We start from the raw sequence: 11,865 nt of genomic DNA, 5'->3' as shown, positions 1-11,865 counted from the left end.
ACTGCCGTATAAGATACCTTAAGCAGCGCTAGGAATCATCCATCATGGCTTCAAAATACAAAGCAAAACTGGAAAATAGTGGCGACCAAGAAAGCCGGTCAGATGCTGACGAACATCAGCTATTTCGACAAGCTATGGCGGGTATCAAGCCGTTAAAAAATGATGAGATTGAGCCTTTATCAGCGCGACAAAAAGTCAACCGCAAGCGCCACAAACAGCAAAAACAAGCGATAAAGCAAGTTCAAGATGTGGTTAACGATACCTTCTCTGACAACTTCGAGGGCTATCTCGGTGATGATAAAATCAACTATACAGCGCCTGGAGAAAGTCGCTACTTGACGAAACAACTAAAGCGAGGCGAGTTTGCCCCCGAGATGTTACTTGATTTACATGGCCTGACAGTTGCGCAAGCCAAACAAGAACTTGCTGCAATGCTGACAGCTTGCGAAAACGAGTTGATCACGTGCTGCTCAGTAATGCATGGGCATGGGACGGGGGTTCTAAAAAAGCAACTCCCTCATTGGCTTATTCAACATCCCGCGGTTCGAGCTTTCCATCAAGCGCCGCGAGCATACGGCGGCGATGCAGCCATACTTATTCTTTTGCAGTCTCCAGAATAGGTGCTAACAATGCTCGGGTTGCATCAGTTGCTGTAAGCGTCCTGTCCCCGTCTGCGGATCAAACTCAATTTCGGCGATTGCTGCCGTTGCAAAGATCGGTGGTTGCTGTGCTTTGTCGATTTCAGCAACCAAGTAACTCACTAAGGGCATATGAGTAACAATCAAAGCGGTGGTCACACCCGCCACCGAAATTTCAGCAGCAAGCTCAGTCACCGTTTCATGAACGCGCTTTTCTGGTGTTAAACAAGATAACGTTTTAAGTTGCTGGCAGTTCAACCGCTCATTCATCACGTTTTGTGTTTCTTGAGCACGCCGATAAGGGCTGGCATAGCATTGTTCCAAACTTTCACATTGCTGACTCAGCCATTCACTTGCCTGCTGGACTTCAGTAATACCTTCGTCCGTAAGCCGGCGTTCGCTGTCTGGCCACGCATCAGACATTGGTTCGGCTTGACCATGTCGCATGATATAAAGCTTCATCCCAACTCCTACTTCGCCTATTCGCTCGTTCGACGTTTCGTATCCGGACGACCACCGGTCACCTTATCGGCGCGTCCTTCTTGTTTAGCCCGCTCCGCTCGCTTCTTACGTATCGCTTTTGGATCGGCTATTAGAGGACGGTAAATTTCGATGCGATCGCCATCACGCGGCTGAGCATCTAGTTTGGTCGCCTTGCTCCAAATACCCACTTTTTGTTGTTCGAGATCGATTTCAACAAATTGCTGCTGTATTCCAGACCGCTCAATACACGTTTTCACATCGGTTCCTTCTGGAACCGTGACCGTAACAATCGCTTGTCGCTCTGGCGTTGCATAAGCAACTTCAACCATCATCATCGCCATCATTAGCCATAAACCTGCTTAGCACGTTTCGCAAAGGCATCGACCATGCGCGCTGTGACTTCGCTGAATATCTTACCAAATGCCATGCCCAATAAACGGTTTGAAAACTCAAACGTTAAATCAAATTGAATTTTGCAGGCATCATCGGCAAGCGGAATGAATTGCCATCCACCGCTCAGAGATTCAAAAGGTCCATCTTCTAGCGTCATATCTATCCGCTCTGGCTTGAAAAGACGGTTGCGCGTAGTGAACCTTTTTTTAATGCCGGCCTTACTAATATCAAGACTTGCGATTTTAAAATCAGGCTCAGACTCATGCACTTGCGATCCAACACATCCCGGCACAAACTCAGGATATGATTCGATGTCGTTAACTAAATTAAACATCTGCTCAGCACTGTATGAGACAAGCGCGCTTTTTGATATGCTAGGCATGAATCCTCTATCGCTTACTTCGTTTAGCGCAATGATAACTCAAACACGTATTCATTGAAGCCCTTAAAATGAATTTTCTTTTAGTTTTTCATGGGTATAATAGTTGCCATGAGTAAGAAAAAATCACAGACAAATAGTTCGACCATCGCACTGAATAAGAAAGCACGTCACGAATACTTTCTTGAAGAAAAATTCGAGGCGGGAATCAGTCTACAAGGCTGGGAAGTTAAAAGCATTCGTGAAGGAAAGGTCAACATCCGCGACAGCTACGTCATTATGAAAAATGGCGAGGCTTATTTATTGGGAGCAGAGATCCAACCACTGACCCAAGCATCCAGTCATGTCTACTGTGAGCCCGACCGCTCTCGTAAACTACTGCTCAAGAAGAAAGAGCTTGATAAACTTATCGGTGCCTCAGAGCGCGAGGGCTTTGCTGTCGTAGCAACTGCCATGTATTGGAAGCATTGCTGGGTAAAACTGGAGTGCTACTTAGCCAAAGGCAAAAAGTCTCACGACAAACGCGATACGGTAAAAGAGCGTGATTGGCAACGTCAGAAGTCACGTATTCTTAAACACTCTGTCCGTTAATACTGCACAATGTCGGGGCGGGTCAGCAATTCTACGCGAATCGCGTTATCAAGTGGAATCACTTTAAAGTAGTCCGTCAGGTAACGCGCCTGAGTCTGAGTCACTGATGGAATCTTCGCAAAGTACGTGCCGTTATCGAGTGTCACATCAGCTCGCCAAGGCACCTCTGACTGTGTTAAATAGTTATTGAATTCACTGGGTGAAGGTGTTCTTTGCAGCCGTGATGACAAAACCTGCCAGGCGTCATTGAGCATGGTAATTCGCTCCCGTAACAATGCGCCGGCAAGCCAATGTCCGCGCTGCAAAGTGATCATGTAAAAGCCAGCGGGTATCATCAAAGTTGTAATAGCAAGCAGCATTAAGCCCACCGCATAGCCGTGACTAAATTTTTTCATGCTCTAGTTTGACGCGTTGCAGCTTAAGTAACAGGGTAAGCAGTCGCTCATCCTCGTCCGGTAAACGTTGTAGTTCCGTGCGCGCCCGCATCAAGGTTGCTGTAGTTTGTCGCAACTCTGTTAATGCCAAGTTATGCCAGACATCGGCCTCATGAGGATTGAGCTTCACGGATTGTTTGTAAGCTTCTCTCGCGGCCTCAAGCCGATGCTGACGCAAATGAATGTTCCCCATTAATCGCCAGCTATCAGCACTCCCTGCACCATTCTGATGGAGCGCATTTAGCTGTTGTTCAGCGGACAGTAGGTCGCCCTGCTCATACCACGATTTAGCACTACCTAGCTGGTACTGAGCGTACTGAGGGGACTGTGGAGTGCTCGCGCACGCCGTCAACGATAATGCGAATAGCCCAGCGATTCTTCTCATTTTGTCTCCTTTCTAACTGAAATTGTAAGCCAATCCATGACTCAAGCGGATACGGACACAGCGCGCAGACCTCAATGAGTGTTTGCGCCCGTGGCTGCCAGTAAACTCGGTTTGGCTCTAGCATTCGTTTAATCGCGATAACTCGAGCATGCGCATCCAAAGCGACAACATCGATAGGAAAGCGCAAACCGAAAGTATGCACGGTTTGACAGCGGGGAAACCAAAAGGCACTTAAAGGCGTCAGTTCTCGTACTCCCTTTACTCCACGAAAGCGCTCTCTAAAGCCGGTCAAATAGTGAGTATCCGGCCACAATAGCTCACTGAACATTAGTAACCCCCTTGGTATAACTGAATAAATATGGGACCCAAAATGACCAAGAAATTGACCGGAAAAAAGCAACTGAGTAATGGAAGCAAGAGTTTTACAGGCGCTTCCTGCGCTTTCTTCTCTGCTAAATTGAGCTGTTCATCTCTTAGCTGCTCAGAGAAAAACAGCAGCGCCTCTGTTAAACTGTTGCCTTGTTGGTAACCTCTGTTTAGCAACTTGCACCACTCACTGAGCGCGTTCACGCGATAAAGATCAGCTAAACCTGTGAACGCACTGGTTAGATCTCGTCCACGTCTAATTTGCTGCCCCACATAGCTGATTTCGTTAGCCAGGTAGCCCATACTAGATGCTTTAGACACTCGGTCTAACGCTGGAATCAAAGGCAGTCCAGACGCCAACATCATCGCGAGCAAATCGCTAAAGTCGGGTAGTTCCCGATATATTCGGGCTTGTTTACTACGAAATTGCCGCTGACCACGTTGTATGATGAATGCAGTAAGTAAAGTTAACATCATCATTAACCAGCTCAACTGTAAAACGAGACTCACTAAAGCGAGCAGTGCGATGACGCATGCAAAAGTGACCACACGCACCTGAAAATTATCGGCTTGCTGCTCTAAATCAAACCAGCGACGTAACATCACACGTGTTCGCACCGGTATTTTTTGATACAACATGTCGCAAACCGATTCCCACCATTGCCCAAGGCGAAGTCTACGCATTAGCCAAATTAGCAATGCACTCGTAAGACAACACAACAAAAATAGGCAAACAACAATGACAATCAACTGCATCAGAAATCATCGGTATTTAAAATTCGCTTAACCATCATCGCACCTATGAGCGTCAACACAATTGCCACGCCGAGTGCAACCTGACCTATCAAGGTGTTCGTTAGATAAGCCGTATGTGTCGGCTTCATCCAGTTAAGCAGCAAGAATAACGCCAGCGGCATACAGATAAGCACCCAAGCTTGCATCCGTCCCTGTGCCGATAGCGCTTGCTGCCGGTCGCGTACCTTTTGTTGCTGACCCAAATTTTCAGCCAACCGACGAAGCACTTGCGATTGTTGTCCACCGTTGCGATAACCCAGCGTGAGCGCTTGCACGACCAACGTGATGCTAAAAATTGGTACTCGACGTTGCCAGTCAGTCAGCGCGGTTGGTAAGTCATCACCCAACCTGACTTGACGTATAAGCTCGTTGACCTCTTGCCCCAACGGCGCTTCAAATTCATCAAATAAACTCGTTACCGCATTCACCATACTCATACCAGACTTAAGTTGATTGGATAGATTCATTAGCAGCATGGGCAGCTGTCTTTGCAACGCACGATAGCGCTTATTTCTCATTCTTCGATAGAGAACTGGAGGCGACACTACGCATACCAGCAGGGTCACTAGCGCTGCCTTGCCTCCCCACACCAAACCCGCTAATAAAGGTAAACTAGCGCACGCAAACAAGTAGCCTCGAATCAGCCACTTAACGGGTAAAAATACAAAAAACTCTTGTAGTGAGCGCTGCGTATGTTGAGCAAGCGTCCCCTCGAATGCTTGAATTCGATTCTTGTTGAGCTGACGCATCCACGCCAGCCACACGACGGTAGTCATTAGAACGCAGCCAACGACAGCGATTAACATCACCTTACTCCATCAGCGTTTGAGCAATTTTCTCTTTCACTTCTGACGCTTGTGACGCGGCGAATCGCGCGGGCATTCCCTGACTAACTAAGCCCGATTTTCCTCGTTCACGAGCAAATAAGGCACCAATTTGCAATGTTTCACCATCTATTCCGGTTACTTCATCAATGCTGGTTACGACGCGTTCACCTGTACTTAAACGAGCGGTTTGAACGATGATGTCAACCGCACTTGCAATCTGCTGTCGAATGGCAAACACAGGCAAGTCCATAGACCCCATCAAAACCATAATTTCCAACCGCCGCACGGCATCTCGTGCGGTGTTTGCATGGACGGTGCTTAGTGACCCCGCATGCCCCGTATTCATCGCCTGTAACATATCAAGTGCCTCAGCACCACGACACTCACCCACCACAATACGATCAGGACGCATACGCAATGAGTTAATAACTAAATCGCGAATGTGAATCGCCCCTTTGCCTTCTTGGTTCTTCGGGCGAGCCTCAAGACTGACCAAGTTTTGATGCTGTAATCGAAGCTCCGCAGCATCCTCAATAGTAACGATTCGCTCATTACTCGGAATGAAGGAAGACAACGTATTGAGCAATGTTGTTTTACCACTCCCCGTTCCTCCGGAAATAATAATATTCTGTCGGCATTCAACGGCCAGTTTGAGAAATTCGGCAGCTTTAGGTGATAGCGATTTATAGTTAATTAAATCATCAATGGTTAAGGGCTTTGCGGAAAACTTCCGAATAGTAATACAGCTCCCTTTTACGGCTAGAGGTTGTAAGACCGCGTTCACACGAGATCCATCCGGTAGGCGTGCATCGACCATCGGTGAGGAATCGTCGATATGCCGCCCCAGTGGTAACACTATTCGCTCAATCACGCGACGTAGGCTCGGCTCATCACTAAACGTTAAGCCCGAATCTGCAAGCCTACCTGAACGCTCAATAAAAATTTGATCGTGACGATTAACCATAATCTCAGAAACGCTATCATCCCGTAATAAAGTCTCGATGGGACCTAGGCCCAGAACTTCGTCAATCACGTCAGCCACCGCTCCTTCCGAGACTTCACTTTGTTGCGAGTGCAAATCCAGTAAATAGCGTTTCGCGTGTTCTCGTAACTGATTTGCTGGCATATCTTGAAGCCCGCTTTGGCGTTGCTGCAAATGATTTTTCAATGCTTGTCTAAGTTGTTGCTTATTCATCCTCACTCCTTGAGTCCAATACAACCCGCTTGTAAATACCATTCCTTTGCTTGTTGCTGATGGCGCTGTTTCAGTTGATGGCGCTGTTGGTCATAAGCAACAATTTCGCTGGTGACAAAAATCAGTAATTCGGTATGTTGGTTTCGCTGACCACGATGTTTAAATACCTCTCCTGCGATAGGTAACTGCTTTAATCCAGGTAGACCCGCCTCTGACTCACTACTATCCGTACTTAACAACCCTGACAAAACCACAGTTTCGCCGTGTCGCGAGCTTAGTACAGCCTCTGTTCGACGGGTCAATATGCCTGGAACACCGTTGACTTCTACCGCCGGATCGATATTTGAGACCTCGGCACTCAGTTTGGCTGTAATTTTACTTTCAGCTGACACCGTAGGCTCGATTGTTAGGCGTACACCGTACTCTCGAAAGCTCACGTCCTGCATACCTTGTCCTACCACTTGTGGAATCGGTATTTCACCACCGGCAAGAAATGAGGCGGGCTGTCCACTCTGTGTAGTCAAAACAGGGGTAGCGAGCAATTTTGCAGCGCCTTGCTGTTCGAGTAGTTGAATGTTTGACATCAGAAGAGGACTCCACTGCACGCCCCCTTGACGGCCCCACTGCCAATTCGGGCCGTCTATTTGCGAGTCCCATTGAATACCTAACTGCTGCACAAACTGTTGCTTTATCTCCAAAATAGTGACTTTGAGTCTAAGCATTGGGTGGTCGACACGCGTCGACACGGTTCGGTCAATTATGTTCGGATAAGGTTCGATAAGTTTCTTGAGTGCCGTTCTTTCTAGCGCTGGTAAACTTCCGCTCAGTTCGATGTGCTGACCCTCTTCATGCACATTAAAATTCGGATAATCCCGTGCCCAGGTTTTTAAACGCGTAACGATAGTTTTCGGCACCGCATGCACAATGGTGATAACGACACGTTTATCGTTCGGTCCGATCAACCACATATCGGTAGTACCTGGCAATAAACCACGAACTAAGAGCGTATCTTGCGAGATCAATTTGGCTTGTGCGAGCGCTTCATCAGCAATCATCACTTGTGTGCTGGGTGTGATAGTTAATAGTTCGCTTTGGCCCACCGTTAAGGTCAAGTTTTCGGTGGTGACCGCATTACTGGTTTGAACCCAAGCAGCAAAGAGTATAATAAGTATTCGCTTTACCATCCTATCAATGCTCCTACCAATCTAAAATTGCTGAACGACGCTCGTATGTCTGCCATGGTTGCCGCTTACCGGTGGAACGAACCCACCACTGTATGCCATCACCGATCATCTGCCCTAACCGGAACCGTTGCTTTGCCGAGACCGCCAAAGTAACCGACATCCCTTGACCAAGATCAGTCCCATTTACGGAGAGCACGCGAAGATTCTCCACCACACTTAAGCTATCTTGCATTGGTTTTTTACTGACTAAGTCAACACGATCATCGGGTTGCAACTGTCCATCGTGTAATTGCATCAGGTCGACCGGTAGGGTAATCGCCCAGTGGTTTTCAGGTAAGCGATCGGCCATCCGCTTTTGATAGTTCAACTCGAATTGAGTCTCTTCAACGGGTGAACCTGCGGTTACTGCGCGTTTGATAGGTAGATCTAAGATCGTGCCGACATAGTCTTCTGTCATCCAGCCTGGGTTAACTAAATGAGTCGGATACTGACGTAGCGATAGCATCGAAGCATCAACCAAGGTGCCGGCCTTTAAGTCTTGGTTAAATACCACGATAGCCTGTTCAGGAGGTGTCTCAGCCTTCAAACGTTTAGCCGTCTCGTAGTTAAGGTATGAGCGCAATAACCACAAGGTGAAAGCCGTCAACACAATACTCATGAGCAATAAAATGACCCATTGCTTTTTCGCTTTCACATTCCACTCCCTGGTACAAAGCTAATCAAGTTGAGCATGGTTTTAAAATGCAGTGTCAATAAGTTTCCCAGTTGCCTGAGTTGCTCTACAACCGACTGTCCCCAATCGGTGCCAAACAAAAATACAGCGCACATTAATAACAATATCAGTGACTCTGTCAGCGCTTGTCCTGCTGATGCTTTAACCATATCAATACCGTCCATTGGCTATAGTTATAGAGGCTAAGTAAGCTGTTTAATGCAGGCAAATGAATGAGTTCGTGCGAGCTATTTACGGATAATCGTTGACGTTTTAACTGACTCAACCGAAATTCAAGTTGTCGTCGCATAGCAACGCGTCCAACAGGCTCAATAAACAGCCAATATTGATAGCCTTGTTGCGTCCCGTAGCCGAATGGTTTCAGACCAATATTTATCGGCGGAGGTTGCGTTGTTGGCTTATTCATGTCTATCGATGATAACCACCAGTGCTTGTTTTCTCCTTGATGTAATAGCCAGATTTTTTGTTCAATTTCACAAACCCATAGCTTGAGTTCAGTGGTGACAGGGCAATCAGGGAACTGTTCTTCTAATTGATGCCAGTCCGGCTGTGCAGGCTCTACTAAACGTATCAGCTCATGGACTGGAGCGGGGTCAGCCCATGTCCACATCAACAAAGCCATTGGAATATCCGCGAGCACGTTTCTTCCTCCTCAGGGACGATTTCGTCATCAATATGGCCCCAAATTAATGAATCACTTGAGAACTCTCTGGCAAAAGGCAAAATAGCGATGATGTCACGCACTGCATTCAACCACCCCATGTCTAACACACGATTAATCACCCAACCTGCAGGACGGTCGCGTAACGCCGCATCATCCCTCGCCGACCAATCATTGCGTATCTGCGCCATAGGCCATAGCGATGTTTCTTGTTCAGGCTGCACGAAATTATCGATATCCAGTTCATTCTTTACGAGTTTATCCAACGGTCCGAGAATGCGATGACTGACCTGAGCCGAGGTATAATCACTTGAGCGTTGCAATAGCTCGGAATCTTCAGGCTCAGAAAAGATGCGGTGTCGCTGTTGAGCTAACGTCGTCTCGCTCGTCTTGACAGCGGGTAAGAGTTCATCAGCAATAGACAGCACCAACAGCACCCAAAGTCCCGCCACTATAAGCGACTCGACTAATACGTGACCGCTATTTAATTGTAGGTTAAGTCGACTTTTCATAGGCTTGGATGCCTAATACAGTTTGTTCAATCAGCGATAGGGGCGACAATTTTGTTTGCCAAAGCGCATTGAATAGATTTTCCTTCTCGTGTTTGCTGTCGGAGCGCGGAAATAAACTATTGGGACGCGAAAAAAACACTTCGGCTTTTGCCACGGCTTGTTGCTCCGATTCAGGGTCAGTGACTTTGATAACAATTTTATCAGCACCGAGTCGTGCTTTATGTTGTAAGCGAACAAAGCGAAATGCAGGCTGTTTCACTTTGAGCCGCGGCATCGACTGCCAACCTAGCCACGTTGCCCATGGATTGATCCACTCGGATTCACCGTACAGTGATGCCCAACGTTTTACACGAACATACTGTGCCGAAGCCCCCCACGCCAGCGGCAAACGCTCTTTCATACTGCCGAATGCCCAATATTTACGCCAGTGCGCTGAAACTGTATCGATAGCATGCCAATTCCATTCACCATTCCAACGCGTTGCCAAGTCACTACCTCCGGCTCGACGAATTTTTAGTGCATAAGTATCGAGCCAATTGTAGGTTCGCTTTTTAGAAAACGGATCTCGGCTCTTCAGCACTAGCGTTTTAAAAAACGCTGACTGCTCTTTGTCACGTGTTGACTCGACTTGGGTCAACCGCCACCAAAGCGCTGGAAAAGGAACAATACCGCCGCCATGAAAGGCGTCCCACTCTAAACGGTCGTCATGTGCCGCTACCACGTCCTCGATCGAAAATGGAATTTCGGCAATTAAGGTGTGCTGTAATACGGTCTGCAGTGCCGAGATCGCTTGAATAATAGCAACGTGAAGCATAACCACGGCAGACAAACCACGCTCAGTGCCCAATTTAATACCTTTAAGCGCTCGTTTGAGTGTAACCATAGGTCCGGTAAGAACGGGAACAAAGGACAATACCGTGGCGCTATTGTTGATTAATGACACCATCATATTGAACCAACTATGCAAGCCCACCCACTGTGCAAGTGCAACTTGATTACCAATCAGGGCTCGGTTTAATAACGCGGCAAAATTAAGCTGCCGCGCCATTAATACACCTGCACTCATAGCAGCATTATCGGCGACACTTTGTAGATAAAACTGTCGACGCGCATGTTGACCTAACTGAGTGACTGAGAGCAACGCTAAACAAAGTAAGGTTGATAAGGCTAGGTAAAGCGGTAGTGCCATACCTCGGCTACGTAGAAGACGGTTCATTGTTCTTCCGTTTGGTTAGCTTCGTCGTAATTGCCTAAGTTAATATTCTTTTTCGCTACCGTTGATGCGGTACGTGCTGACTGTCTTGCTTGATTGATTTCCGAAGACGCACTTTGACCTGTCATCTCTTTAGCCAGACCCGCGACTTGGTTTCGTAAGCTTTGCCCAAACATGGAATACACACCAATTGCAGCAACCGCAATTAAGGCAACAATAATGATGTATTCTGTCATTCCCTGACCGTGTTGGCGGTGATGGGTTCGAGTTAAGTGATTAAATTGACACATACTGATTCCTCGAGCTGTGAAAGGAATCCGCAGTATAGAAGGGAAATATGAGTATCGCCCTACCTAACGAGGGCGATCTAACTTTAACTTACTCGATATTCAGATATTTGTGCATCTGTACCGACAAACGCCAGTTGCGCTCAATACAGGTTTTCATCGCTAGTTCGGTGGCTCGTGGACGTTGACTAATAGGCTGCAAACAAATAACCACATCCGATTTAAGCTTTTGTCCTTGCAACAATCTATCTAAAGCATCTATATGTTTTTGCATCGCGATCGGGTGCTTGATTTCATCGGCACGACTCAAGCAATCGCTGCGCACTAAATAGCCCCCAGGCATATCGAGCTTAGGCGATACTGTCACCCATGTACCGGCTGTAATGAGCAACTCATAAGTACCGCTTGTCTCTATCTGTAATCGCATACCCTGGGCTTCCAGCACCTCACCCAGTTCTCGCAAATCATACATTGCAGGCTCGCCACCGGTAATCACGACATGTTTAGCACGATAGCCGCGTTGCTTTATCAGTTCGACAATATCAGCACTGGACATCTCCGCCCACTCGGACGTTGCCTCAGACTTTGCCATCATCGTTGCAACTGACACTTGGTCTTCTTGCTTCACGTCCCATGTGTGTTGCGTATCACACCAAGGGCAACCAACAGGACACCCCTGTAAGCGGATAAAAATTGAAGGCACACCCGTAAAGGTCCCCTCACCCTGCAGAGTTTCAAAAATTTCGTTAATGCGGTAAGTCATGATTTTCGCTAAAATGATTGGAAGCT

Annotated in this window: 18 protein-coding genes; 2 read left to right on the top strand and 16 right to left on the bottom strand. The window is 47.3% G+C overall.

Annotation, left to right across the window (positions count from 1 at the left end; translation table 11 throughout):
* The first annotated feature begins 44 nt into the window (after positions 1–44).
* Positions 45–620, top strand: a complete 576-nt coding sequence (gene smrB, locus OS145_RS05570) for an endonuclease SmrB (protein ID WP_006955247.1) — start codon at positions 45–47, stop codon at positions 618–620.
* Between the two features lie 3 nt (positions 621–623).
* Here smrB and sixA read toward each other — a convergent pair whose 3' ends face one another.
* From sixA to OS145_RS05555, 3 genes are read right to left on the bottom strand one after another with little or no spacing between them, the layout of a single operon-like run.
* Positions 624–1,100 (bottom strand): phosphohistidine phosphatase SixA, encoded by a 477-nt coding sequence (sixA, locus tag OS145_RS05565; RefSeq protein ID WP_006955246.1) that lies wholly within the window; start codon positions 1,098–1,100, stop codon positions 624–626.
* Between the two features lie 17 nt (positions 1,101–1,117).
* Entirely contained in the window at positions 1,118–1,465 is a 348-nt protein-coding gene (locus OS145_RS05560; RefSeq protein ID WP_006955245.1) for an RnfH family protein, read from the bottom strand.
* Positions 1,465–1,896 (bottom strand): type II toxin-antitoxin system RatA family toxin, encoded by a 432-nt coding sequence (locus OS145_RS05555; protein WP_006955244.1) that lies wholly within the window; start codon positions 1,894–1,896, stop codon positions 1,465–1,467. The genes OS145_RS05560 and OS145_RS05555 overlap by 1 nt, the downstream gene beginning before the upstream one ends.
* 108 nt (positions 1,897–2,004) lie before the next feature.
* Here OS145_RS05555 and smpB point away from each other — a divergent pair, with 108 nt between their 5' ends.
* Positions 2,005–2,484 carry an SsrA-binding protein SmpB gene (gene smpB / locus OS145_RS05550; RefSeq protein WP_006955243.1) on the top strand — a complete coding sequence of 160 codons (480 nt, stop codon included), beginning with the start codon at positions 2,005–2,007 and terminating at the stop codon, positions 2,482–2,484.
* Here smpB and OS145_RS05545 read toward each other — a convergent pair.
* From OS145_RS05545 to queE, 13 genes are all read right to left on the bottom strand, one after another.
* Positions 2,481–2,879 carry a hypothetical protein gene (locus tag OS145_RS05545; protein ID WP_006955242.1) on the bottom strand — a complete coding sequence of 133 codons (399 nt, stop codon included), beginning with the start codon at positions 2,877–2,879 and terminating at the stop codon, positions 2,481–2,483. The genes smpB and OS145_RS05545 overlap by 4 nt on opposite strands.
* Complete coding sequence (locus OS145_RS13155; protein ID WP_083773239.1) at positions 2,866–3,303, bottom strand: tetratricopeptide repeat protein; 438 nt, start codon at positions 3,301–3,303, stop codon at positions 2,866–2,868. Before OS145_RS13155 ends, OS145_RS05545 begins: the two co-directional genes overlap by 14 nt.
* A complete protein-coding gene (locus OS145_RS13720; RefSeq protein ID WP_006955240.1) occupies positions 3,212–3,631 on the bottom strand; it encodes a DUF192 domain-containing protein in 420 nt (139 codons plus the stop codon). The genes OS145_RS13155 and OS145_RS13720 overlap by 92 nt, the downstream gene beginning before the upstream one ends.
* Positions 3,631–4,308, bottom strand: coding sequence for a type II secretion system F family protein (locus OS145_RS05530; RefSeq protein WP_050749978.1), 678 nt, complete (start codon positions 4,306–4,308; stop codon positions 3,631–3,633). The genes OS145_RS13720 and OS145_RS05530 overlap by 1 nt, the downstream gene beginning before the upstream one ends.
* Positions 4,309–4,424: 116 nt before the next feature.
* Complete coding sequence (locus OS145_RS05525) at positions 4,425–5,270, bottom strand: type II secretion system F family protein (RefSeq protein ID WP_006955238.1); 846 nt, start codon at positions 5,268–5,270, stop codon at positions 4,425–4,427.
* A gap of 4 nt (positions 5,271–5,274) precedes the next feature.
* On the bottom strand, positions 5,275–6,486 hold the full coding sequence (locus OS145_RS05520) for a TadA family conjugal transfer-associated ATPase (RefSeq protein ID WP_006955237.1): 1,212 nt from the start codon (positions 6,484–6,486) through the stop codon (positions 5,275–5,277).
* A gap of 2 nt (positions 6,487–6,488) precedes the next feature.
* On the bottom strand, positions 6,489–7,670 hold the full coding sequence (locus OS145_RS05515) for a Flp pilus assembly protein CpaC (RefSeq protein ID WP_006955236.1): 1,182 nt from the start codon (positions 7,668–7,670) through the stop codon (positions 6,489–6,491).
* Positions 7,671–7,683: 13 nt separating this feature from the next.
* Positions 7,684–8,364 (bottom strand): Flp pilus assembly protein CpaB, encoded by a 681-nt coding sequence (cpaB, locus tag OS145_RS05510; protein WP_006955235.1) that lies wholly within the window; start codon positions 8,362–8,364, stop codon positions 7,684–7,686.
* A gap of 157 nt (positions 8,365–8,521) precedes the next feature.
* A complete protein-coding gene (locus OS145_RS05500) occupies positions 8,522–9,025 on the bottom strand; it encodes a hypothetical protein (RefSeq protein WP_040487724.1) in 504 nt (167 codons plus the stop codon).
* Positions 9,013–9,576 carry a hypothetical protein gene (locus OS145_RS05495; protein ID WP_006955232.1) on the bottom strand — a complete coding sequence of 188 codons (564 nt, stop codon included), beginning with the start codon at positions 9,574–9,576 and terminating at the stop codon, positions 9,013–9,015. The genes OS145_RS05500 and OS145_RS05495 overlap by 13 nt, the downstream gene beginning before the upstream one ends.
* Positions 9,560–10,792 carry a hypothetical protein gene (locus tag OS145_RS05490; RefSeq protein ID WP_006955231.1) on the bottom strand — a complete coding sequence of 411 codons (1,233 nt, stop codon included), beginning with the start codon at positions 10,790–10,792 and terminating at the stop codon, positions 9,560–9,562. The genes OS145_RS05495 and OS145_RS05490 overlap by 17 nt, the downstream gene beginning before the upstream one ends.
* Complete coding sequence (locus OS145_RS05485) at positions 10,789–11,079, bottom strand: Flp family type IVb pilin (RefSeq protein WP_006955230.1); 291 nt, start codon at positions 11,077–11,079, stop codon at positions 10,789–10,791. The genes OS145_RS05490 and OS145_RS05485 overlap by 4 nt, the downstream gene beginning before the upstream one ends.
* An 88-nt stretch (positions 11,080–11,167) precedes the next feature.
* The gene (gene queE, locus OS145_RS05480) at positions 11,168–11,839 is read right to left on the bottom strand and encodes a 7-carboxy-7-deazaguanine synthase QueE (protein ID WP_006955229.1); all 672 of its coding nucleotides are present in this window, start codon (positions 11,837–11,839) and stop codon (positions 11,168–11,170) included.
* Positions 11,840–11,865 lie beyond the last annotated feature (26 nt).

The sequence above is a fragment of the Idiomarina baltica OS145 genome (assembly GCF_000152885.1).
Classification (GTDB): domain Bacteria; phylum Pseudomonadota; class Gammaproteobacteria; order Enterobacterales; family Alteromonadaceae; genus Idiomarina; species Idiomarina baltica.
This window is presented reverse-complemented; position numbering and strand designations above follow the sequence as displayed.